The 22,789-nt window shown below is 44.8% G+C and carries 24 protein-coding genes; 19 read left to right on the top strand and 5 right to left on the bottom strand.

What is annotated here, in order from left to right; genetic code table 11:
- Position 1: 1 nt before the first annotated feature.
- From J3L11_RS14655 to J3L11_RS14580, 16 genes are all read left to right on the top strand, one after another.
- Complete coding sequence (locus tag J3L11_RS14655) at positions 2-1,642, top strand: ATPase, T2SS/T4P/T4SS family (protein WP_207571489.1); 1,641 nt, start codon at positions 2-4, stop codon at positions 1,640-1,642.
- A 7-nt stretch (positions 1,643-1,649) separates the two neighbouring features.
- Positions 1,650-2,681: a hypothetical protein gene (locus J3L11_RS14650; protein ID WP_207571488.1), complete on the top strand. Its 1,032-nt coding sequence runs from the start codon at positions 1,650-1,652 to the stop codon at positions 2,679-2,681.
- A gap of 85 nt (positions 2,682-2,766) precedes the next feature.
- On the top strand, positions 2,767-3,255 hold the full coding sequence (locus J3L11_RS14645; RefSeq protein WP_207571487.1) for a type 4 pilus major pilin: 489 nt from the start codon (positions 2,767-2,769) through the stop codon (positions 3,253-3,255).
- 4 nt (positions 3,256-3,259) lie between these two features.
- Complete coding sequence (locus J3L11_RS14640; RefSeq protein ID WP_207571486.1) at positions 3,260-3,781, top strand: hypothetical protein; 522 nt, start codon at positions 3,260-3,262, stop codon at positions 3,779-3,781.
- Positions 3,769-4,743, top strand: a complete 975-nt coding sequence (locus J3L11_RS14635) for a hypothetical protein (protein WP_242695267.1) — start codon at positions 3,769-3,771, stop codon at positions 4,741-4,743. Before J3L11_RS14640 ends, J3L11_RS14635 begins: the two co-directional genes overlap by 13 nt.
- Positions 4,744-4,922: 179 nt before the next feature.
- Positions 4,923-5,606, top strand: a complete 684-nt coding sequence (locus tag J3L11_RS14630) for a hypothetical protein (protein ID WP_207571484.1) — start codon at positions 4,923-4,925, stop codon at positions 5,604-5,606.
- 74 nt (positions 5,607-5,680) lie between these two features.
- A complete protein-coding gene (locus J3L11_RS14625; protein WP_207571483.1) occupies positions 5,681-5,902 on the top strand; it encodes a hypothetical protein in 222 nt (73 codons plus the stop codon).
- Positions 5,903-5,981: 79 nt separating this feature from the next.
- Complete coding sequence (locus tag J3L11_RS14620) at positions 5,982-7,001, top strand: trypsin-like serine protease (protein WP_207571482.1); 1,020 nt, start codon at positions 5,982-5,984, stop codon at positions 6,999-7,001.
- 76 nt (positions 7,002-7,077) lie between these two features.
- Positions 7,078-7,740 (top strand): hypothetical protein, encoded by a 663-nt coding sequence (locus J3L11_RS14615; protein ID WP_207571481.1) that lies wholly within the window; start codon positions 7,078-7,080, stop codon positions 7,738-7,740.
- 215 nt (positions 7,741-7,955) lie between these two features.
- Complete coding sequence (gene traF, locus J3L11_RS14610; RefSeq protein ID WP_207571480.1) at positions 7,956-8,495, top strand: conjugative transfer signal peptidase TraF; 540 nt, start codon at positions 7,956-7,958, stop codon at positions 8,493-8,495.
- 18 nt (positions 8,496-8,513) lie between these two features.
- Positions 8,514-10,406: a type IV secretory system conjugative DNA transfer family protein gene (locus J3L11_RS14605; protein ID WP_207571479.1), complete on the top strand. Its 1,893-nt coding sequence runs from the start codon at positions 8,514-8,516 to the stop codon at positions 10,404-10,406.
- 99 nt (positions 10,407-10,505) lie between these two features.
- On the top strand, positions 10,506-10,850 hold the full coding sequence (locus J3L11_RS14600; RefSeq protein WP_207571478.1) for a single-stranded DNA-binding protein: 345 nt from the start codon (positions 10,506-10,508) through the stop codon (positions 10,848-10,850).
- A 16-nt stretch (positions 10,851-10,866) separates the two neighbouring features.
- Entirely contained in the window at positions 10,867-12,939 is a 2,073-nt protein-coding gene (locus tag J3L11_RS14595) for a DNA topoisomerase 3 (protein WP_207571477.1), read from the top strand.
- 46 nt (positions 12,940-12,985) lie between these two features.
- A complete protein-coding gene (locus tag J3L11_RS14590) occupies positions 12,986-13,186 on the top strand; it encodes a conjugal transfer protein TraD (RefSeq protein WP_242695266.1) in 201 nt (66 codons plus the stop codon).
- Positions 13,179-16,409 (top strand): zincin-like metallopeptidase domain-containing protein, encoded by a 3,231-nt coding sequence (locus tag J3L11_RS14585; protein ID WP_242695265.1) that lies wholly within the window; start codon positions 13,179-13,181, stop codon positions 16,407-16,409. Before J3L11_RS14590 ends, J3L11_RS14585 begins: the two co-directional genes overlap by 8 nt.
- 121 nt (positions 16,410-16,530) lie before the next feature.
- Positions 16,531-16,905: a hypothetical protein gene (locus J3L11_RS14580; RefSeq protein WP_207571475.1), complete on the top strand. Its 375-nt coding sequence runs from the start codon at positions 16,531-16,533 to the stop codon at positions 16,903-16,905.
- Between the two features lie 90 nt (positions 16,906-16,995).
- Here J3L11_RS14580 and traI read toward each other — a convergent pair whose 3' ends face one another.
- Complete coding sequence (gene traI, locus J3L11_RS14575) at positions 16,996-19,158, bottom strand: TraI/MobA(P) family conjugative relaxase (RefSeq protein ID WP_207571474.1); 2,163 nt, start codon at positions 19,156-19,158, stop codon at positions 16,996-16,998.
- Positions 19,159-19,533: a conjugal transfer transcriptional regulator TraJ gene (gene traJ / locus J3L11_RS14570; protein WP_207571473.1), complete on the bottom strand. Its 375-nt coding sequence runs from the start codon at positions 19,531-19,533 to the stop codon at positions 19,159-19,161.
- 363 nt (positions 19,534-19,896) lie between these two features.
- On the opposite strand from traJ, the gene J3L11_RS14565 reads away from it, so the two are divergent.
- Genes J3L11_RS14565 through J3L11_RS14555 form a run of 3 tightly spaced genes read left to right on the top strand, consistent with a single transcriptional unit; the run spans position 19,897 to position 21,468 of the window.
- Entirely contained in the window at positions 19,897-20,295 is a 399-nt protein-coding gene (locus tag J3L11_RS14565; RefSeq protein ID WP_207571472.1) for a TraK family protein, read from the top strand.
- Positions 20,296-20,305: 10 nt separating this feature from the next.
- Positions 20,306-21,028: a conjugal transfer protein TraL gene (locus J3L11_RS14560; RefSeq protein WP_207571471.1), complete on the top strand. Its 723-nt coding sequence runs from the start codon at positions 20,306-20,308 to the stop codon at positions 21,026-21,028.
- Positions 21,025-21,468, top strand: a complete 444-nt coding sequence (locus J3L11_RS14555) for a hypothetical protein (protein ID WP_207571470.1) — start codon at positions 21,025-21,027, stop codon at positions 21,466-21,468. Before J3L11_RS14560 ends, J3L11_RS14555 begins: the two co-directional genes overlap by 4 nt.
- A gap of 9 nt (positions 21,469-21,477) precedes the next feature.
- On the opposite strand, the gene J3L11_RS14550 is transcribed toward J3L11_RS14555, so the two are convergent.
- From J3L11_RS14550 to J3L11_RS14540, 3 genes are all read right to left on the bottom strand, one after another.
- Positions 21,478-21,774 (bottom strand): helix-turn-helix transcriptional regulator, encoded by a 297-nt coding sequence (locus J3L11_RS14550; protein WP_207571469.1) that lies wholly within the window; start codon positions 21,772-21,774, stop codon positions 21,478-21,480.
- On the bottom strand, positions 21,771-22,082 hold the full coding sequence (locus J3L11_RS14545; RefSeq protein ID WP_207571468.1) for a type II toxin-antitoxin system RelE/ParE family toxin: 312 nt from the start codon (positions 22,080-22,082) through the stop codon (positions 21,771-21,773). Before J3L11_RS14545 ends, J3L11_RS14550 begins: the two co-directional genes overlap by 4 nt.
- A gap of 95 nt (positions 22,083-22,177) precedes the next feature.
- Positions 22,178-22,525, bottom strand: coding sequence for a hypothetical protein (locus tag J3L11_RS14540; RefSeq protein ID WP_207571467.1), 348 nt, complete (start codon positions 22,523-22,525; stop codon positions 22,178-22,180).
- Positions 22,526-22,789 lie beyond the last annotated feature (264 nt).

Here is a 22,789-nt window from a genome sequence, read left to right as displayed (position 1 = left end):
CATGACTGTATCGCAAAGCCAGTCTGGGAGTCATACGTTAGCGGCTTCGTTGTTAATAGATAACCAATTAAAGGCGTTCTATTTTGAGGAACGAAAATCAGTCGCGCTAAACGATGGCACCGTTCTTACCAGTGATTATGATGCCAAGAAAATCCCGCAAATCCGAGACTACATTTCCAGCAATAAATCGCTAATCGATGGGAAATTGTACGGAAAACCGGTAACCGTCAAGCGCGTTAAACAGGACACTATCGAACACTTTCTATTGCAGCTAGAAAGAGAAAATGATGGGCTTTCTAACGAAAGTATCAATCAGTCTGAGCCTTCCAAACGTCTGCATCAATACTTGCAGATTGGTGTAGATCGTGGCTGTAGTGACGTGCATCTGGAGGTTTACGAAAAGCGGACGGTAATTTATATCCGGGTAGACGGACGCCGTATAGAAGTCGCTAACATTCCTGACCCTACGTATGGGGGACAATTATTTGCCTATATCTTTAACTCGTTGGCTACAGAGAAAGATGACGACTTTGTAGAAAAAGATGCAAACAATGGTCATGTTTCAGAAGTTCTAGAATGTATTGAAACTATCATTGAGGCTGGGAAACCAGTCACAAGGAAAGTGAAGCGTATAACAGGCTGGCGAGCGGCCTATGTTCCGGCGAAACGTGGCGGACGCTGTACTCTCCGCTGGCTAGATGCACATTCCGAAATTCCCCCTCTTGAAGAAATGGGGTGGGGGGATGGTCATGTTAAGGTGCTCCGTGATTATTTACAGTCGGCATCTGGCGTTTGCATCATTGCGGGAAAAACGGGAAGTGGGAAATCAACAGTATTAGCTTCTGCACTCAACGAAATATCACCAGACCGCAGTGTAATGACACTAGAAGATCCACCGGAATTTGACCTAGCAAAAGCAATCCAAATTCAAATTAAGCCCAACTTGCGTGTCAAAGAGAACGGCGACGAAATGAGAGGATTCGGCTACTACTCTAAACAGACATTACGTCATGATGTGGACGTAGAGATGCATGGGGAAGTGCGTGATAAGAATGGTGCTATGGAACTCACACGGAAAGGGGAAACTGGGCAACTGATGTTTACTACGCTGCATACGTCCTCTGCACCTGGCATTGCTCATACTCTGACTGAACAATTGCAAGTTCCTGCCGCGGTGATCGCGGCACCAGATCTCATGCGTTTATGGATTTACCAAACACTGGTGAGGAAGCTCTGTCCGCACTGTTGTATGACTGTGGAACAAGCAATAACGCACTATAAACACATACCGACCAGCAATGTGAACTTCTGGCTAGAGAATATCGAAAGAGTATGCGGTAGTGATCTATCAAAAGTTCGTTTTAGAAATCCGTCCGGGTGCAACTGTTGCGTCATGGGCGAGAAAGGCCGGACAGCGTTAGTGGAAATGGTTGTTTTGGATGATGAAGACAGAGATTACATTGTGAGGAAAGATTATTTGAAATGGCAAAAAGCACTACAGGATAAAGGCTTTAAAACGGTACGCGACCACGCCATTAGTAAAATTAAGTCTGGAATAATTGATGTTGTCACCGCATCCACAAAAATCAACAACTTGTTGCCGATAGATACCGCTGACATCTACCGTACATTCAAAATGTGAGGTGCCAATGTCGAAGTCTTTTGAACAAATATTTTTTAACCACAAGCGGCAAATTAAACTGTTGCACAATATTCACCGATTAGCTCGATCTAATGTGCAGCAGAAACTGATTGCCGAACAGTTAATCCGTTTTGGTCAAGCTACGGAGCGAAAGATTGGTGAAAGCATCTTGCGAAGCATTAGTAACGGCCATCCTTTTTCTGCCGGAATAAAACCGTGGCTTGATCCTTTAGCATATGAAGCGTTGGCCGCAGGAGAACATACTGGAGAGTGGGCACAAGGGATACAGAATGCGGTTATCACTTTATCTTCTAAAAGTGCGTCAACATCCCTGTTAATCAAAGCGCTTTGGAAACCCATTGCGGGTTTAGTGGGGATGTTAGTTGCATCTGCATTACTCAGTGGTTACTTGTTCCCGATGCTTGATGGAATTGTGCAACATAGCCGGAAAAGCCAAATATCTCAGTTAGCTACAGCGTTTGGGCGATTTTGGCTTGAATGGGGAGCATTAATCGGTTCTATCACTGCGCTAATAATCGTAGCGCTGGCTATCGCGTTACCGATTTTTACAGGGCCGATCCGGCAGAATATCGACAATTTCCCCGTGTTTCGTCAATACCGGATGATACAAACTGGCGCGTTCCTGCGTTCCATCGGTAATCTTACGTTAGCCGGGTTTGGTTTAAAGGATGCGTTGCTTCATGCCAAACGCCATGCCAATCGTTATCTGTTAGCCCATATATCCCAGATGATCCATAAAATCGAATGGGGAGAAAAAAATATTGGCTACATCATGAATACGGGACTTTTAAACCGTGCGGAAGAAAATTCACTCCTGTTATTAGGACAGATCGGAGGTACATCTGAAACATTACTGAACAGTGCTGATATCCATCATGAAATATTGATGGAAGAAATAGACGTCATCAAATCCGTAGGGTTCAATGCCCTCAAACTTATTGGTTTTGCCATCGGTGCCTTAATGGGCAGTGGCATTGTTATCCAGATCATGGATATTGCCACAAACATAAAAGCTTAATTTTCTATCTTCTCTCTCAAAACCTCATGCCTTATTCCCTAGTCACGCTATGGGATGGGGCAGTTATTTTCAAAAAGGAATCAATATGCGCAAGGTAAACACACACCGTCAACGTGGAGCATCAACGACTGACCTTCTAATCTGGGCTTCTATTGTTATTATCGCCCTGATCTTTGTAATCTCGAAAGTGCCTGATATTCGTTATGCCTCGAATTTATCAAAGTTCCAGTCAGATGCTAGCGCAATCAGCGATGGGGCGTATCGCTGGAAAAAAATGCGACCAAATTACACCGGAATTAGCATCAACATACTTTGCACAGAAAAATACATTCCAGAATCTATCTGTGGTTCGTCCAATAATGGCGTATCAACCAATTCATTTGGCGGAAATTGGACAGTAACCGCTAATTCTAATCCTGGTTTATTTAATATCGGAGCAACTATCCCAAATGATCCTGGCCGGATGAATGACATAGCGGATACGATGGCGCCTGCTACCCGTGGCAACTGTACTGCTGCATCAGGATGTAGCACCATCACTGCTGCAGGCACTTCTCTGACGATGACGTACTGAGGTAATGATGATCACCGCACATCATAAGTGTGTGGCTGGTGTGGCAACCACTGAGCTAAAGGTTGCATTGACAGGTTCATTGATATTATCTCTCGTGCTCTGGGCAACGGCTATACAGCCGTTGCTAACCTTCTTAAGTGCTGCAGATATAAAGACCGCAGTCAATGCTGTGGAAGTAGCTGCCAAGAACTATTACGGCAAAGATATTATCCTCACACACTGTTTAACGCCCACACAACCCATTTCAACCAACGCCCTGATTTCCCAAAAGCTTCTTAATGCAGATTTGGTGATAGGTAAAAATTACCAACTGTCCGTTAGCTATGTGCTGCAACACATTGGCAGTTGGTCGAGGGCCAGCCAGATCAACGTTGATGTGACATTTCCTAATGCGAATGAATTACAGCGCGTGACCGGGTTTCTGGATGGCACGTTATTGAGTCCAACCCAGCTACGGTTTACCCAACCCGTAGATTTTGATGTGGATTGGCGCTCATTCAACCGATCAACAGGATGCTTAAATTGAGATCACCAAAACGTCAGAAGGGGTTCGCCAATATCATCATTTTGATGGTGGGGCTGTCTGTGTTGTCGATGTTGCTCATGCACTGGCAAGAACGCAGCAAGATATTGAGGATACAAGCTCAATTGAAGCCCTTTTATCAGAATCTTGAATATATCACCCAACAAATTAATGCTTTTCAAATAGATAAAATTGCGCAAGGTTGGTCGCCTAGCTCTGCAACGGTTTTCCCAAATAGTTTTGCTGATTTACAGCCCGCATATCTACCCAATTGTTCTACGACAGATAACGCTGCGGGAAGATGCCGGAAACCTGAGCAAACACCCTGGGGCAGTAGCATGATAATGACAAAGCTAAACAGTCCCATTTCTCCGTCAGTAACACCACGGTATCGACTACGACTGCAAATTCCATTACCTGCCTCCAATTCGGACGCAACTCGGTTAGAACACCAAGCAATATTAGAAACTTTATCGCGGTTTCCGGGTAGTGAGTATAACGAGTCCGGCAACACGATCTATGTATGGGTAGACCGGATTGACGCCGGAGTACAACAGGATGCGCTTGTTAAACGCTCTGGGGATGAATCTACACTTACTGGCGATTGGGATGTTGGCGGAAATTTTGCCATTACCAACGCTAAGGATTTTACCGTTCGCAACAGTGACGGCAGCCAACGCAGCCTAGCTGCAGGCACTGTCGCCACGTTGGTTGCCAAAAACAATCAACGCATTGATAAACATCATTGTCCGACCGGATTAACACCGTCTATCGCAACATCAATTAAGGGAATATTCAACCAGACCAGTACAGATAAACCCATTGATAGTGTCAGTACAAGTCGCAGTTATGCCATATCCAGTGCCACATATTGGACGGTCAAACTTGATTACTGGACAAAAGTCGATGGTGAAGTTACGACCATGCACGATGGTGAGGTGACTGTTCAACTAACTTGCCAATAAAGGAGACACCATGAAAAGGAGACACCATGAAAAGGAGACACCATGAAAAGGAGACACCATGAAAAGGAGACACCATGAATGAAAACACATGCCCTAATCACCGAGGCCGATTTGTTGCGGCGTCAGGCCACGGCCATTCCTGCATGAGCTACTTTATTAACCAATTATAAGGAATTGTCATGAAACATAAATTATTTATTGCTGTCTTTTCTGTGCTACTCAGCAGTCTATTTGTTACTGCAGCTTCCATAGCTGACACAGAAAAAATGACTTATGAAAAAGCAATGAACTCTTATAAGGCGACGATTGGAAAATACGCCACTCAAAGTGTCACTGAACAGCAAAGTCAATTGGCCTGGGATACGTACAAGCAGAAACCTGAAATAAGTCCATCTTCTGGATCTGCAGGAATGTTAGAAGATGTTTGGTCAGGGTCTTCGAACTCTGTGCCCTTTACATGGGGAAAAGGGGATTATTATGTTGTGTTTAACATGGGCAATGACTCTACTGAGGCTAGCACGTGGATTACGATTGATAACAAAACGACTAATGTAAGAGTCGCAGTTCCGTCACACTGGAACTATGAAGGCAATTACTTCATACAATATGCAAATGGGCAATTAACTAGCTACCAGACAAAGACTAAAGGTGCCCCTGTGATTATCCGTATTGCACGGATGCCAGCACCAATGGGGGTTGAGTGTTCTCCAGGTACAAGTGAGTCAAATAACCTCTATTGCACATCTGGACGAACCTGCGAAGTTGGTCGCCAATCACGATCCTGTGCTTCCAACGGTACTTGGAACCTGTTTACTACCACGTCACAACCGATTTGTGTGTCAGCGAAACAACAATGTCCATAAATATGTTCTTTTTTTTAATAACGTCTATGCGTTATAGTTATAACTATTTAGTGTTATTAAAAATCAGGGTGTCTATGAACGAACGATATTTACGCGCTTTAGTTAATACGTTAACCCGCTCCACCAGTGCCGCCGTATTAGATGCAACTATCGAACACTTAGTGCATGGCGAAACACAATCCAACGCCGCCACAAAGCATGGTGTGAAGCAAGAAGCTGTTGCGCGAATGGCTAAACGTTTGAAAGAGTTAGATAGTGAGGTTGACGTATTATACAAACTAAAAAATAACCGATAAGTGTTATTGACATATAACACCTATATGTTATTATCTTTACCAGATAAACAAATCAACGTAAAAAAGGGATGTTGTATTCATGAAGAAATCATTACTGGTACTAGCGCTTATTTCCTCCACTCCTGTTTATGCCATTCAAAATGGTACGCCACTGAATTGGGCGGATCATGATGATATGGTCAAGCTCAATTGCTCTGGTACTGTGATTGGAGGCAAATGGGTGTTAACCGCTGCTCATTGTGAAATGACAACTGCAGGTGTAACCACTGTTAATGGTCTTATTGGTGTGTCAAACAGCACAAAATTCCCCGCTACTGAGGAAGACGGCCACGCTCTGGATGTGAGCCTTTGGAAACTCACAACACCTGCCAGCACATTGAAAGCGACATTTCTTTCTACTCGGACAGTGGCTGCCGGTGAGCGTATTCGTATTTCTGGTTTTGGGGCCGGAAATGGACTGCAAAATCTGGCATATACCGATGAAATTGCCTTGGATAATCTTGAAGTCAGGCCATCAGGAGCACGTCCTGAATGGTTGACCATGAAAATGGATGGTGACGGATATGTTATTGGTGGAGACTCTGGAGCACCTTACACAGACACTAATGGATTTATTGTTGGTGTGAGTACGTCAGGAGGTGTTGATTTCACCACAGGCATTAATGCTGAGGGTGCTCGTCTTGAATATGCCAAAGATTGGATACTGGACACTATTAACGGCTGGCACTATCCCACATTAGCAAACACACCTACCGTCGGTGGCACCATTACCATTGAAGTACAGAGCTTACATAGAGAGCCTTTTTTAGACAATGCAACTGCCAGCGGGGACGCCACTATCACTGGAGGCACTTGCAGTGGGGCAACCGTGGAGCCTTACGGTACTTGTACTTATATCGTTTCCAGTAACGGCTATGAGGGCACTGTGACTCTGGATACTAACGAAGTGATCACTATCAACAAGGGACGGACTAAAACTACCCCGCCAACAGATAATGGCTCTGGCTCAGATTCAGGTTCTAGTGGTGGGGGTTCTATGGGATTTGTCTCTTTGTTGGCGGCATTAGGATTGGGCTGGTTCCGTCGAAAAGCTGGTTAACAGGTGGTGTAATACGTCCAGATATCAATTGAAACCCCGCGCTCTGTTGTGGGGTTTTTTATGGGAGCTTGCGGTTATGGCCATCATGGTAATACTCACCTTGGTGTTAATCATCCTAGTTCTTTTTGCGCTGCAATTTTGGAGCTCATTTAGGCTATTTCATCGTCCAAAACCGTTGTTATCAACTGGATTTATGGCAGGAAGAATAGACTTGGCACGGCGATTTCTCGCTCATGCCTTTGCCGTAAACATTCCGTTCTATCTTGTCGGTTGGCTCACCCTGCAGCAAGCCGCAGTATTCAGCATATTGTTTGTCAGTCTCGCTTTGCTTATCACACCGGAACTGTCTTTACGACATGATGCTGAACTCGTAGTCACTAAGCCTTTATTTGGTCACCAGGTGAGTGTGCATCTGTCTAATCCTTTTCAGAATTTCACTTTGCAAACGTACCGGGAATTACTCGCCCTGGTAGAGATAATGCCCTGCTTTGGTGTAACTAACATCCGGCTATGTTCTCCTATGTTTTATGACGCTAACGGGCGGTTACGGAATTTTTCGTTGTTAGAGAGACAGCTGCAGCGGAAAAATGCTCGTCTTACCAATCGACCTGCAGAGCGTTGGCAAAATTTGCTTGGTATAGCTGTTTTGTTCTTTAGCCGAGATCCACAGAAACGGGAAAAGCGTCATAACATACACCTTAATAGTTGGCACATATTACATATACATTTGAGAGGTTAACTATGTCGGAAGTGAATAAAACGATTAATTCCTCCCTATCTTCTACCCCTAAATTGGTTCCAAGAGTGAGACAGGTGCCGCCATCTGCTTTATCTGAGGAACAACAACGCATTAAACGGCGTCAAGCCTTTGTGCAAGAACTACGATCTCTTGGACTGGATGATGACGAAATTAAAGAAGCGCTTACATTTCAGCTCTACTAATGGATAAAAGCTATGTTCAATCAAAAATTGAGAATAAATCGTTATATCCTCATTTTCTTACTATTGATAACAATCATCTTAACCGTGCTTTATCTGGTAGGCATCAGGGTAAATACCAGTAGTTCATACCCTCCAGGATTTTATCTGGTGAGCGAAGCTAACCAATATCAAGAGAACGACTTAGTGCTGTTTTGTCCTCCGCCTGGTCATGCTATGACGCTAGCAATGGAACGCAGATACATAGATCCAGGGCATTGTCCCTCCGGGACAACTCCTGTTATGAAACGCATTATAGCGTTAGCCGGTGATCAAATAGAATTCACGCCTACGATTACAGTTAATGGGAAAGCATTGCCAGATTCTATTCGTTTGTCAGTGGACTCAATGGACCGTCCATTACCACAGTTAGCGTCATTTACAGTGCCTGAACAGGCGTTTTTTGCCTATTCTGAACATGCCCCTAGAAATTCATTTGATAGTCGTTACTACGGCGCTGTTCCTCTGCATAACATCATCGGGCACATTCGTCCTTTATTGCTGTTTCCCCAATAAGATAATTCGAGATTTTCAATGAAACTTAACGACCACAATAACCGTGTGGGCGGGCAAACTCGCTCGTCTTCAAAAAAGCAAAGATTTATGCCAATGGCCCTTGTCTCTGCATCCGTATTGGTCGGCTTGCAAACGGCTACACAGCATTTTGCGCGTACATTTGGCTATCAGCCCCAGCTGGGCGATAATCTGCACCACATCTATTGGCCCTACAAAATCCTATCATGGGCTTTTGACTGGTATAGCGTTTATCCAGATCAGTTCATTGCTTCTGGCAGTATCGGATTCGCAATTTCAACCTGTGGGTTAATTGCCGCGCTTGCCAATAAAATCCAGCAATCCACACAAGCAAAAGGTGATCAATACCTACATGGTTCAGCTCGTTGGGCTAATCGCTCCGATATAGAAAATGCGGGGTTACTGAAAAAGTCAGGCAACGCGGCAAAAGATAATGACGGTGACGGAACCGCTGTTTATGTCGGAGCCTGGGTTGATAACAGCGGTGTTATTCATTACCTGCGTCACAGCGGCCCAGAGCATGTGCTTACTTATGCCCCAACTCGTTCAGGGAAAGGAGTTGGGTTAGTTATCCCAACGTTGCTCTCATGGAGACAAAGCGCATTCATTAGCGACTTGAAAGGCGAACTTTGGGCGTTAACCGCTGGTTGGCGAAAATCTGTAGGTCAAAAGGTGCTGCGCTTTGAGCCTGCCAGCAGGCAGACTATCTGCTGGAATCCTATTGATGAAATTCGTGTAGGTACCGACTTTGAGGTCGGTGACATTCAGAATCTGTGTACGTTGATTGTTGACCCGGACGGTAAAGGGTTGAATGACCATTGGCAGAAAACCGCATTTTCACTTATGTGTGGCTTGGTGGTACACGTCATTTATAAATCCCTAGCAGAAGGGAAAACGGCCACGCTTCCTGCGATTGATGCCATTTTGTCCGAGCCTAACCGAGACATTTCAAAGCTGTGGATTGAAATGGTGACCTATCCTCATGTTGACGGAGCACCGCACCCGCTCGCAAGCGCTGCAGGGCAAGACATGATCGATAGACCGGAAGAAGAAGCAGGCTCGGTGTTATCGACCGCGAAAAGTTATCTTATGTTGTATCGTGATCCAGTCGTGGCCGCTACTGTCAGCAAATCAGAATTTAAGATCAAGGATTTGATGCACCATGTTGATCCGGTCAGTCTATATATCATCACTCAGCCGGTGGACAAAGAACGTCTGAAACCTTTAGTAAGGATCATGGTTAATATGATCATCAGACTACTCGCCGCAGACATGCAATTTAAAGGTGGTAGGGCTGTGTCCACCTATAAACATCGTTTGCTAGGAATGATTGATGAGTTTCCAAGCCTCGGTAAGCTCGAAGTACTGCAAGAGTCCCTGGCCTTTGTCGCGGGGTATGGGATTAAGTTTTATCTGATTTGCCAAGACCTCAATCAGCTCAAAAGTGAAAAAACAGGCTATGGACGGGATGAACAAATCACATCAAATTGCCATGTCCAGAACGCCTTTCCCCCCAATAGACTGGAAACCGCCCAGCATCTGGCTAATCTAACGGGTGAAACCACGATTGTGAAGGAGCAGATCACTACATCAGGCAAACGGTTTGGCATTGGCAGTACCAATGTGTCACGCACGTTTACTGAAACCAAACGCACCTTGCTCACCCCGGATGAATGTATGCGGTTACCTGCGCCAATAAAGAACATGAAGGGTGAGATTACCAAGCCAGGTGATATGGTGATCTATGTTGCTGGTTACCCCGCCATTTATGGTCGTCAAATACTGTATTTCCAAGATCCAGTGTTTAAGGCCCGTGCAGCAATTGATGCGCCGACCAACACCGACACGCTCAGAACCCCAGTCAGTTCCGTGAAATTCTCACTTAACGATTAATCAAAATCTCACAACATAGTTATCCACATTTTCTGGGGATAACTCGCCTAAATGCTGTCCATTCTTCTAACAAAACCCATGAAAATGAGGAAATTACTTATGTTTATCAAACTTTGTCGAATAGGCCAAAATGCTGTTACCCGCTTTACCACACAGGGCACCCCCGTAACATCCATATCATGTGCATATAACTTTGGTTATGGAGATCAAGAGAAAACACAATGGTTGGAAGCCGATTGGTGGGGTGATCGTGGAGCAAAACTGGCTGATAAGCTGACCAAAGGCAGGCAGATATTACTGACCGCCGACGATATCCACATCGAAACGTTTGAAAAAGGCGATAAAACAATGGGTGCGAAGCTCAAGGCGCGTGTCGTCAGTCTTGAGTTTACTTCCGGGAGCAACACATCTTCATCAGATCAAACACCAGAAAGCCAAGCATAAACTTTAAGGAAGCCCTATGAGCCGACTTTATATAGCGGAAAAACCCTCAGTAGCCAAGGCCATTGCCGAAGTGCTAGGGGTTACTCAGAAACGCCACGGTTTTTATGAATGTGGCAATGACATTGTGGCGTGGTGTGTGGGTCACCTGCTGGAATTGGCAGCGCCTGATTGCTATACGCCTGATGATGTACCCCTGCGGGACGGCAAAAAAATCTGGCGGGTTGAAGATCTGCCGATTATACCCAACGAATGGATTTTACAGCCCAAAGAGGACAAAAAAGAGCTACTGGAACAACTGGGTGCCTTGATGGGGAAAGCCACAGAGATTGTCCATTGCGGTGATATTGACCGTGAAGGGCAATCTTTGGTGGATGAAGTGCTGGAATGGCACGGCAACACGTTGCCCGTACTGCGTTATTTATCCAGCGGCCTTGACGCGCCATCTGTGCGTCATGGGCTTGAATCATTGATTGATAACAGTACCAAAAAAGCCTTTGGTGATGCTTCCATCGGCAGGCAACGGGCTGACTGGCTGATTGGCATGAACTTGTCTCGCGCGTTCACGCTGCGAGCAGAACGGGCAGGCTCTCGCGCCTTGCTGACGGTAGGGCGAGTGCAAACCCCGGTACTGTCCTTGGTCGTTAACCGGGACAGGGAAATTGAGAATTTTAAGCCAATCCCTTACCACACACTAAAGGCGAATCTGCAGCATGAAGATGCAACCTTTGTGGCTAAGTGGAAAGCAAAGGATGATCAAGCGGGTCTGGATAGTGAAGGTCGTCTAACAGATACTGCCATTGCTGATGCGTTGGTGGAGGCAATGAAGGGCCACACCGCATCCGTTATTGAGGCAAAATCTACTACAAAGAAAATCGCGCATCCTCAAGCCTATTCACTGTCGGCGCTGACCATACTTGTCTCTCAAAAGTTTGGTTATACCGCTGTAGACGTGCTGGATATTTGTCAGTCCTTGTACGAAAAACACAAACTGACAACCTACCCCCGCTCGGATTGCGGTTTTCTGCCCACATCCCAATTTGATGATGCCCCGGCCATTCTGGCGTCATTAAAGGCGGTTAACCCAGAGCTGACAAAGCTGATAGACGGTGCCGACCCCAAGATAAAATCCAAAACGTGGGACGATAGCAAGGTATCTGCGCACCACGGCATCATCCCCACGCAAGAAGTGTTAAACAAATCAGCACTCACTGAGAAAGAGCGCAATGTTTATGAGCTTATCGTCAGAACCTACATCGCGCAGTTCTACCCCGTCCATGAGTTTCTGAGTACATCCATCGAGCTGGATATCGCCGGAGAGAGTTTTTCGTCGTCCGGGCGAGTGATCACCAAACCTGGCTGGAAGGAGGTTTTTATCGAAGCAGACGAGGATAGCGACGAAGATAAGGATGATACCAATCAGCAGCTGCCAGCGCTGAAAAAGGGCGATAGTTTGCGCTGTGAGTCCGTCACACGGCGTGACGCCAAAACCAAAGCCCCCAGCCGATTCACCGATGGGACATTGATTGGCGCAATGGTCAATATCCACAAATATGTTGAGGGCGCTGATAACAAAAAAATGCTGAGGGAAGGAGATGGCCTAGGAACGGAAGCCACCCGTGCCGCCATCATCGCGGAATTGATCCGCCGTGAGTACCTGAAAATTGATGGCAAGAACTTAGTCAGTACCACCCTTGGCCGTTCTGTGGTCGATGCACTGCCAGAAATGGTAAAAAGCCCGGTACTTACCGCATTGTTTGAGCGAATGCTGAAAAATGTGGAGAACGGGGCAATGCCCTTGGCTGATTTTGTGGCCCAGCAAGAAACCTTTGTCCGTACCCAAGTGGAAAAGGCCAATGTTGGCTCAGTCAAAATTGCCGGCGCTAAAACCGCAGCCCCTATCTCCGATATTTACAAATGCGGCATTTGTAATCATGGACTGATTCGACGGCCCACGTCTAAGCGTGGACACTTTTGGTGGGGCTGTAGTCACTATCCAAACTGCTTGCAAATGTACGCTGATATTAACGGCAGACCCAATTACGCCAAACCTATCAAACCGAAAGAACCCGAAACACAACCCCTAAAATGAGCGCCTTGTGCGCTCGTTCTTTTCATTGTCGCAAAGGAAAAAATCTATGACTGAAACAGTGATCACTCAGGAGCAACTGACAGATATTCAAAGCGTCATTGACGCCAAATTAGAAGATGCGCAAATCCCCGGCGCACAAGTAGAGGTTTCCCCCGAGGAAGCAGCATTAATGGGGGCGTTTGTGGAAGACGCGATTAGCGAAGATGATGCAATTTCCTCTGCCATTGAAGGGGGAAATCATGACTAACAAAGTAGAAAAAAAGCCTTTCCACGTCATTGTGGCCGAGAAGCTGATCGCGCAGCTCGAAGAAGGTGTTGCCCCTTGGCAAAAGCCTTGGGTACCAGGGAAAAGTAGCCAAAGTTTGCCGTTTAACCCTACAACGGGCAAACGGTATAAAGGGATCAATACCCTGAATCTGATGGCACAGGGATATGATGACCCGCGCTGGATGACTTATGAACAAGCCAAAAAGCAAGATGCCCAGGTAATGAAAGGGGAACGAAGTACATTAGTGCAATATTGGAAATTCACAGAAGAACAAAAAGTGTTAGATGATAATGGCAACCCCATCATGGATGAAAACGGTAAGCCCAAAACATTTACTGTTCAGTTAGAGCGTCCAAAAGTGTTTTTCGCGTCAGTATTCAATGCAGAGCAAATTGATGGTCTACCACCATTAGAAATTAAGCCTCTTAGCGAAGAACAGACATGGCAAGCCATCAGCAGAGCGGAAAAAATTCTTAACCTCTCTGGCGCCCGGATCTCCCATGTTTCACAGGACAGGGCTTTTTATAGCCCAATGGCCGATAGGATCACTCTCCCACAAAAAAACCAGTTTCCAGACGCTTCCAGTTACTATGCTACGGCCCTTCACGAACTCGGACACTGGACAGGTCATTCCACTCGGTTAAATCGTGATTTGGGCCATCCATTTGGCAGTGAGGGTTATGCTAAAGAAGAACTCCGGGCGGAAATTTCCAGCATGATCATGGGCGATGAGTTAGGCATAGGCCACGATCCCAAGCAACATGCCGCCTATGTCAAAAGCTGGATTAAGGCACTCAAGGATGATCCACAAGAAATCTTTCGGGCTGCGTCAGATGCCGAAAAAATTCAGACCTTGTTACTCAGTTATGAGCTACAGCAAGAGCAGACACAGGAGGTCAAATTGGAAATTGGAATGAATGATGATGCCTTTGAATCATGGATTAATCTAAGAGAGTATGCGTTAACTCTGGGCTTAGATGCCACGTTGGCGAAACGTTCAGATACAGATGACAGCTATGCCATTACATACCACGTTGGAACGCGAGAGATGCCACTCAACTCGATATTGCTAGGCAGTGGCAAAGTTTCCACTGTTTTTTCAGATGGCAAAGGGGATAACGCTGATTTTTTGATTAACGAAGATGACCAGACTGCGGCGCTCGAAACAGCGGTATCGCGTCTTGTTGCTCATTATCTGGGGGCACCGACCTCCACTGAGACTGAGCCTATGGATGTTGACCATCAGGCTACCGTCAATCTGAGCCAAGCCATTATTGGTGTTAGGGCAGGGGAAATCCCCTCCAGTGCAATATCGTTGGTGGGTAAGACGCCCCTTTTTCATAGCGTTCTTCCGGGAGGGTTAAATATCAACCCTCTGTGGGATGGTATGACGAAAATCGTCGAACCCAATAATGACGGTGTGCCAGTTGATCCTCGATTTAATAACGCCTCAAACCAGTACATATTGTTATTGAGATTGTCCGATGACGGTAAAGTTTGGGATAAAGCCGCAGCTTTTAATACAGAGGAAGATGCAAAACGAGTGGAGGCACTAATGCTCAACGCTTATGCCAAAACCTTGATGCCAGATGACGCCGAGTTACAGCACCTGGGGGGAGTTATGGTGTCTGAAAGCACCAAGGTTTATATAGATGTACCTTACAAAGATAAGGAAAACGCCAAAGCTGCCGGTGCAAAATGGGACAGAGCCGTAGGTCATTGGTCTATTGACAGTGTTGAGGCCCATAAAATCAGTGAAAAGTGGCCGATTATTCAGGTGGAACCTGTCAATACAACCAGGCTTTATATAGCAGTTCCATTTAATGAAAAAGACCAAGCCAAAGCCGCTGGCGCTAAATGGGATAAGAATAAAAAATCTTGGTATGTTAAACCAGGGACCGATAAAGAAGTTATTGCAAAATGGTTAGTCGAAAATCGCCAGACAGAACAGCTGCCAGCACTTACACCCCGTGAAGAACTGGCACAAGCCATGAAGGATATGGGATTTGACGTAAATGGTGATCATCCGATTATGGATGGTATGAAACACCGCTGCCGTTTGACCTCGGATAAGTCGTCTGTCACAAACAGTAATGGTAGTGGGATGTATGTGGCATTCTTGGACGGAATACCTGCAGCGTATCTCTCTAATAACCGCACCGGCGAAAGTATGAATTGGTCGTCCAAAGGGTATTCGATGACCGATGAAGAAAAGGCTACTTTACGTGCGGAGTCAGCCGCCAAACTGCAAGCCAGAGAAGCAGCGGTGGCTGCAGAACGTCAATCCGTTTCAGAGGGCTTACAACGGTTATTGGAAGTCAGTCACTTTGCTAACGGCAGTGAAGCCTATTTAACGCATAAACAAGCATCTGCGGGTAATCTGTTAGTCGTGCCTGAGCCATCAGCGCTAAAGGATGATCCGAAGATTTTAATTGGTGCTACCAAACAGGAATCAAAGGCGCTGCGCGATAGCCATCCAAATCATCTGGTTTTTACCACCGGGGATTTGCTCGTTCCAGCCCATGATACAGCAGGGCACATCTGGACAGTTCAAACCATTTTGGATAGCGGTACCAAACTGTTTCCCAAAGGCTCACAAAAAACGGGTTCATTTCATGTTGTGGGTGGAAATATGGACACCATCACTAAAACACCAGTGCTGATGATTGCGGAAGGGTACGCCACAGCAGATACCCTGAGTGAAGCGGCTGGCTTGCCAGTTGTTTCAGCATTTGATGCCGGTAACTTGATAGCAGTAGCTAATGCGCTGCGTGAAATGTACCCGGAAAAACCCATCCTAATCTGTGGGGATGATGATGCGCATCTGGTCATGACCGAAGGGAAAAACACTGGACGGGAGAAAGCCGCCAAAGCCGCTGAATCCGTAGGCGGAGATACGCTTTTCCCTGTGTTTGCACCGAATGAACAGCATTATCCTGATAAGTTGGCCCCAGTGACACCAGAGCTATGGCGCAGCGGTAACGCAACACCTGAGCAAAGTAGGGGCATTGACACCATGAAGGGATACACTGACTTTAACGACGTTAAAACCAAAAGCGTTTTAGGGATTGATGGCGTAAAACGTCAGGTCACATTTGCGATCAAAGAACTGTTGCAACGCCACACGCAACAATCTCTGGCTCAAGCGCAACACATGACCAATAAAGCCGTTCGCACTCAGAGAGTAGGAACGCCTACATAGCCTCGAACATGTCATCATAAAGCGTCCTAGGGTGTAGGGCGCTTGATGTTCTCTAAAATGGTATTCAATTATATTGTAGTTATGCGGATAAACATTTTTTCAAACTCAAAAGGTAGTATTCATGTATATAGAACGGCACAGTGTACCTTTCACAACCTACGGCGCCGCAGATGTAGTAAAGGCTAAAATAGAGGAAGCAATAGGGATAAAGTCGATTATATTTGGTGCTAGGAATGCAGAACTTAATAATTTGGCCACCACAATTTTATTGGTTGCTGATGAGGGTTCGTATCTTTTCGACACAACCAATATCACAATGGAAAGACCGCCACGCCAGTTAGAGGTCTTGAGTATATTTGATGTGATTAATGCTGTAGGTGCTTTAAAAAAAGCGGTATACATCCCAGCCAGAATACCAAGAACAGATCATCTATCCGCCATTGAAGCAGGTCACTTACTCAACACCTTTGCAGTCGAGAGAGTTTTTCCAAACTGACCCCATATATAATGAAAAGTTCGAAATGTATCCATTAGATTGCTACAACTATTCCACCCGTTGGAATGAGCTGTCTAACAACTTATAAATCTATTTCTTCATTTTTCTTGCCCGTGAAACCACTCCTGCCTGACTGATAGTGATTGTTTCGCCAACCTTGAACCTCTTTGGCGTACTCACGGGCATTACATATACTGCTGTATCAACGTCCCCAACCAGTAGCAGTGTTATCCCGTTGATATTCCTCCCGCCTAAAAACTTGGCTTTCATCGGTCGTGACAAGGGCCGATGTTCTGGAATAGCCATGCCCTTCGTCTTTTTCTCCATTCTTTCTTTAATATATTGTTCTGCAGCTGCCTTTTGTTCAGTCGTTAGTTGGGTGTGAAATACATCCCATCGCAATGCGTCAGCAGTTCCTCTGGGTTGACGCTTGTCCATGTAATTACGTGCATCACCCTGCAATAACATTGGACTTTGCTGGACGATGCTTGCCACATTGATATCGGACAATTGGCGCACGCTGTTATATCCGGTGGTAGCCGGGTTGGATCTTGGTGTTCTAAATGCTCCAGCGTCTGGCTTTTGTTCGGGTCTATTGTCATTACCTCTGCGCCAGGATCTAGCATTGTTTCGGTCGGCAGCTCCGAATCCATCTGAGCCATTGCCATAGCTATCAAATCGTCTTGCTGACTGTCGGTTTTCTCTGATCCGTTGTTGGATGACATTTTTTTGTTTCTCCATGAGTAGTTTAAATTTCTGTTGTTCTAATGCTGCATCAGAAAACGTCACATTGACATTACCGACAACTGCAGCCTTTACGATCAGCATCTTAAATGCCTCTGTACCGTCAATTTGGAGGGTATTGCCAAACCGGGCTTGGGCCAGTTTTAGCGCAGCAATAACACCGTCAGCATTAATATTTCTGGCAATTTTTAAGTGTTGGCCATCATCCCTAATTCCAGCTGTTGCCCCAGTCTGGTATGTGACCGTCCCCCCTTTAGTAACAGCCCCAGTACCTTCCATTTGGTGTAAATCATTACCTGATAGCGTATTTCCTTGCAGACGGTGATCTTTACGTCCACGTAGCGCTTTTAACGCATCAATATTTCCCGCTTCTGCTTGTTCCCGTAACCAATCAGCCCAAGTCAGTCTCAAGTGTCGCCCTTTCAGTGCTGTTTTTTGAGCTTTGTACTTCTGATTAATTTTCTTGATGTTAGTGCGTAATGATCTATTCAACTGTTGATATAACACTTTGCGCATCAAGTAATTTTTTGAGTTAGCAATCACAACACGCTTTAATCTGTTCAGGCGGTTGAGCATCACAAAGTCAGCTGATTTGTTTTCCCGAAGGCGTTGGTACTCCTGCAATTTAAACCGATTTCTAAACTCTTGCTCTGCTCGGTATAAGTTATAGAGTCCATCGGTATTTACTCGGGTTCTGAGCGGTCGCTTTTCATAACGTTGTTTTACCTTTATTGAATTATCCAATGCTTCAAATGGCCCCAGCTTCTGTTCTAGTTTTGTTTTAGATAGCACCCTGTCTACCGTACTAGCCTTAACAAATACGCCTGAGTCCATTCCCTCAATAACCAGTCCGTTCCCTTTCTTATGCAGCACTAAGCCGTTTACGGCCAATGTATCATGCAGCTTTGTCCATGAATCTGCGGCTTTTATTTCGTTAATGCACACCCGCCTAATCCATCCAACTAAACTTTCAATACCGGAATGACGTTCCATATCATTTGCTCTACCAGCTGAATTAATCTGTCTAGTAATATGGTTATCTGTCTCTAAACTATGTTTAATTTCAAGCGCACGACAAGAATTACTAAGTTTCCTGTACGATTGAAATGGCTCAACGATAATAAATTTATCAGGATGAATTTTATTAATAGCAATGTGCATATGGACATTATCAGTATCATAATGCACTACACTAACTCGCTGATGTTCACCTAATCCGAGGTCTGCGGCAATTGACGACTCAACATCTTTTAAAATTGTGGATGAAGGATTTTCACCAGGTCTAAAGCTAACAATTAAATGAAATGTTTTATCACTTTTAGATCGGGTATTCATTTGTTGTGTTGCAATAATTTCCGCTAATGCAATATCTATGTTTGCTGCATGACAATTGGTAAATGAAACAGCACCGACACGCTCAATATTCCCTTGGCTATCTGTGATATAATTAACCAGATTGACAAAATCACTTTTCTTTAATGACCGAATAGGAATATGTTTCGCAATCATTTATTTATCTAACCTTGGCCGAATAACTTTTGCCATAACAGCACCTAATTCCTGCTGTGATTCTTCAATCTTTAATAGCACTCGTCTAATGGTGTCCGGGGTAAATTCGGCTGTCCTTGCATCATCGGTTAACCACCACTTAAGAAGTCCACCAAGGCGGCCAAGGTCACCACTTATCCGGGCCATTTGCCGGACTTGCTCGGCATCGACAATGCCCGTTACTTGGTATCCCTGCCCTACGTGCAACAAGAACGAAGACACTGTTCGGCCAGCGGCTTTGGCGTTGTCCTCGATGCTCTGCTTTTCATCCGGCAAACAGTACACCTTGATAGGTGTCGTTTTCCGTCGGGTGATCTTTTTTGCCGCTTTTTCCATGGGAGTTCCAGGTTGCCAGATTGAATTCACTTTGACTGACGGCAGTCAGTTCGCCTCGCAGAGCAGGATACGTTGAGCGGCCAAAGGCTGCGAATAAGTCAGGAGTAATGTGGACAACAATAGTTTACTATTGTGGGCCTACATTACCCATCCTGCCCGTCTTAAAAACAATTTTACACCAATGATAAGGCCAGTTGAAGGCACGATAAAAACAGGTTTATTGTTGCAGAGACAGATATCAGTGGTAAAATTGACGAAATTACGAGTTTTCAGACGGTTAAAAGCACCATAAACATGGTAAATCAGATCTAAATCAGTGCTTAATAATCGTAATATCCGTTAAAAAAAATAATGAGATTTTAAATGAAAGATAAGCGTATTGATGACACTACAGCCATTGATCTGTGGTATTCAAAGCGTTCCGATAGCGAGAAAAAAGGCCGTAAAACTGGTTGGGTTCAGTTTTTGGCTGTTTCGGGGGAAGTATCTGCGGCAATCAATGCCGGGTATACAAAACGATTGATCCACGAATATCTAATTGAAAATGGCAAGCTCAAGTGTAGCTATGACACATTCCGTTTGTATGTCAAAAAGTTCTTAGATCAATCAAGCCAAAAACAGCCCACCCCGGCACCGGTCGCGGTGACGTCCGCATCAAACAAAGATGTTGCGGAAGGCGAGCAGCATCAGCCACCACAGAAACTGACACCGCCTAAGTCATTCAAATATGAACCTAAGCCGGATACTGATAAATTATATTGAGAGGATTGACATGAAAATTCATTTAGTTTTACAAGGTAAAGGTGGAGTCGGTAAATCGTTGATTGCTTCCCTTTTGGCTCAGTACAAGCGAGAACAGCAAGAAAAAGTTGCTTGCATTGATACTGATCCAGTGAATGCGACTTTTGCTAGTTATAAAGCCTTAAATGTCGAAACGTTTAAAATCATCGAAAACGATGAAATTAATATCCGCAGTTTTGATGCACTTATCGAACGCATTGCCAATACAGATTGCGATATTATCATTGACAATGGGGCAAGCTCTTTTGTCCCATTATCAAGCTATATTATTCAGAATGGCATTGCCGATATCATCCAAGAGTTGGGACATGAATTAATTATTCATACCGTTATTACAGGCGGCCAAGCGCAAGCTGACACTCTACATGGTTTTGTATCTTTGGTTGACCAATACCCTAAAAATTGTAAGTTTGTCGTTTGGCTAAATCCCTATTGGGGCGTTATTGAAGCCGAAGGCAAGCAGTTTGAAGATATGCGCGCCTATGTTGTAAATAAAAACAAAGTGTCTGCGGTCATTGCTTTACCGATACTCAAAAAGGAGACATTTGGCCGCGATTTTGAGGATATGCTGAGGGATAAAAAAACTTTCGATGAATCCATCGAAGATAGTTCGTTAATGTTAATGAATCGGCAACGTCTTAAAATGTTAAAGAATGATATATTTAAATCTATTACAGCGGCATCAATAATATGACTAATAAAATTGATATTGAAGATATCATTCAGCAGATCGCCAAAGTTCACCACATCAGTGTTAACAAGGACGATCCTATATTGATATTGCATACTCTCAACAACCTGTTGCTGGAGCACGCGGCTGCAACACAAACAGAACAGCTGCAGCTTTTCAATGAAACGCTGCAGCTGCGGCTAAAACAATTTAGTGAAGAATCGAGTAAAACGGCAGAGAAGTTGATCACTGCGGGATTGAATACTAGCCGCAGAAACATTGACGCTGCAACCAATGAACAGCTGGAAAAACTACAAGCGGTTACTGATAGAGCCGTGGCAGATATTGCTAATACAATCCAATCAGAAACGTCGAGATTGGTAAAAGCAAGTAAATCAGCTTTCTATGCGTCAATTTTGGCATTTGCTAGTGTGGTTATTATGATTGTTATAGCAATTATTTAACCCGCTTCACTAAGGCTGCTGGATACTGATTTGGAGTCTTGCCCCGCAAGCAGCTGCATAGCGCTCTAATGTATCAAGACTTGCTCTATCAGCACGATTTTCCAGTTTAGATACAGTGGCAGGGGTCACGCCCATTTTTGCCGCGACTTGAGCGCTATTGATACCAGCGGATTTTCGCATTTGAGTCAAAAGCGCCTTTAATTCATCTTTTCGCTGTTCCGCCAAGTACGCCTCAAGTACTTCGGGATCTCTGAATGCCTTGGCTTTCACATCAGCAAATGAAACACCGTTTACTTTATTTGTCATAATAATTGCTCCAATCTCGATAATGCCAGTTCAATTTCAGATGGGGGTGTTTTAGTAGTTTTTTTAACAAATGTCCGTAAAATATAGATTTTTTTGCCTTTGCTAAAAGCAAAAAAAGTGCGCGTAATGTCCTTCCCACCTGCTCTTAATTCAAACAAACCATCCCTTATCAGTTTTGTATCAGGAAAGCGCAGTTGGTGCCCCTCTGCTTCTAGCTTTGACAGTGCCCGGAGCGCCTTACCCTGCATGTTACTAGCCAATGCTAAGATCTCTGCTTCGGCCTCTGGATGAAAAATCAATTCAAACATTTAAAACTCCCTGTTACTGCAAGCAGTATAACACCAAATAAAATTAGCACAAAGGGAAATATTAGCTTTTAGGTTAATATTTCCCTTTGATGAAATTAGTAATATTTGAAATACTCCCGTTCTCCTTCTTCATTCACTTCACTTTTCATCATCAAGTGCCCATTAAGAAATATGCCTAAATCCACCCCAAACTCACCATCACGTTTTCTTAAACAGTCAGAGTTAGCCGCAACCTTTGCAAGATGTATAAAATCTTCCTCGGTGATTTGTTGAGCTTCAATCAACCGTGCCCCGGCTTTGAATAAACAAGCTTCTGCTGCAGCCAGAGCGCGTTGAAATTGCTCAATGTCATACGGTTTAGCACGTTTGCAAGTAAGCCCTGAAAGTTTCGCATGATTGCGCTTTAGACGAACGAAGAAATCGTTTAACTCTTGCTTCCCCACGCAAGCGTGATAATGAATATTTACAAGATCAAACAGATAATCAATGGCATTGCGAAAATCTGAAACAGGTACTGCCTCTTTTATGGTGTATTTTTGAATATCATTTTTGTTGGAGCCTGACTGCTCCAGCGGGGATACGCTGGTCGCTGTTAACTGCTTAGTGCCTGTCTGTGTGAGTTGAAAAAGTTAAACGACTAGCGGTTCACTAGCGAACTGGTGAGCGTGTGAAATAGGGCGGGTTCCCGAAGGGGCTATATTATTAAC

Source organism: Shewanella sp. 4t3-1-2LB (assembly GCF_017368415.1).
Lineage (GTDB): Bacteria > Pseudomonadota > Gammaproteobacteria > Enterobacterales > Shewanellaceae > Shewanella > Shewanella fodinae.
This window is presented reverse-complemented; position numbering and strand designations above follow the sequence as displayed.

Bases quoted from the DNA above. Each gene is read 5' to 3' on its own strand.
- J3L11_RS14655 (WP_207571489.1), top strand. From the start codon at position 2: ATGACTGTATCGCAAAGCCAGTCTGGGAGTCATACGTTAGCGGCTTCG.
- J3L11_RS14650 (WP_207571488.1), top strand. From the start codon at position 1,650: ATGTCGAAGTCTTTTGAACAAATATTTTTTAACCACAAGCGGCAAATT.
- J3L11_RS14645 (WP_207571487.1), top strand. From the start codon at position 2,767: ATGCGCAAGGTAAACACACACCGTCAACGTGGAGCATCAACGACTGAC.
- J3L11_RS14640 (WP_207571486.1), top strand. From the start codon at position 3,260: ATGATGATCACCGCACATCATAAGTGTGTGGCTGGTGTGGCAACCACT.
- J3L11_RS14635 (WP_242695267.1), top strand. From the start codon at position 3,769: ATGCTTAAATTGAGATCACCAAAACGTCAGAAGGGGTTCGCCAATATC.
- J3L11_RS14630 (WP_207571484.1), top strand. From the start codon at position 4,923: ATGAAACATAAATTATTTATTGCTGTCTTTTCTGTGCTACTCAGCAGT.
- J3L11_RS14625 (WP_207571483.1), top strand. From the start codon at position 5,681: ATGAACGAACGATATTTACGCGCTTTAGTTAATACGTTAACCCGCTCC.
- J3L11_RS14620 (WP_207571482.1), top strand. From the start codon at position 5,982: ATGAAGAAATCATTACTGGTACTAGCGCTTATTTCCTCCACTCCTGTT.
- J3L11_RS14615 (WP_207571481.1), top strand. From the start codon at position 7,078: ATGGCCATCATGGTAATACTCACCTTGGTGTTAATCATCCTAGTTCTT.
- traF (WP_207571480.1), top strand. From the start codon at position 7,956: ATGTTCAATCAAAAATTGAGAATAAATCGTTATATCCTCATTTTCTTA.
- J3L11_RS14605 (WP_207571479.1), top strand. From the start codon at position 8,514: ATGAAACTTAACGACCACAATAACCGTGTGGGCGGGCAAACTCGCTCG.
- J3L11_RS14600 (WP_207571478.1), top strand. From the start codon at position 10,506: ATGTTTATCAAACTTTGTCGAATAGGCCAAAATGCTGTTACCCGCTTT.
- J3L11_RS14595 (WP_207571477.1), top strand. From the start codon at position 10,867: ATGAGCCGACTTTATATAGCGGAAAAACCCTCAGTAGCCAAGGCCATT.
- J3L11_RS14590 (WP_242695266.1), top strand. From the start codon at position 12,986: ATGACTGAAACAGTGATCACTCAGGAGCAACTGACAGATATTCAAAGC.
- J3L11_RS14585 (WP_242695265.1), top strand. From the start codon at position 13,179: ATGACTAACAAAGTAGAAAAAAAGCCTTTCCACGTCATTGTGGCCGAG.
- J3L11_RS14580 (WP_207571475.1), top strand. From the start codon at position 16,531: ATGTATATAGAACGGCACAGTGTACCTTTCACAACCTACGGCGCCGCA.
- traI (WP_207571474.1), bottom strand. From the start codon at position 19,158: ATGATTGCGAAACATATTCCTATTCGGTCATTAAAGAAAAGTGATTTT.
- traJ (WP_207571473.1), bottom strand. From the start codon at position 19,533: ATGGAAAAAGCGGCAAAAAAGATCACCCGACGGAAAACGACACCTATC.
- J3L11_RS14565 (WP_207571472.1), top strand. From the start codon at position 19,897: ATGAAAGATAAGCGTATTGATGACACTACAGCCATTGATCTGTGGTAT.
- J3L11_RS14560 (WP_207571471.1), top strand. From the start codon at position 20,306: ATGAAAATTCATTTAGTTTTACAAGGTAAAGGTGGAGTCGGTAAATCG.
- J3L11_RS14555 (WP_207571470.1), top strand. From the start codon at position 21,025: ATGACTAATAAAATTGATATTGAAGATATCATTCAGCAGATCGCCAAA.
- J3L11_RS14550 (WP_207571469.1), bottom strand. From the start codon at position 21,774: ATGACAAATAAAGTAAACGGTGTTTCATTTGCTGATGTGAAAGCCAAG.
- J3L11_RS14545 (WP_207571468.1), bottom strand. From the start codon at position 22,082: ATGTTTGAATTGATTTTTCATCCAGAGGCCGAAGCAGAGATCTTAGCA.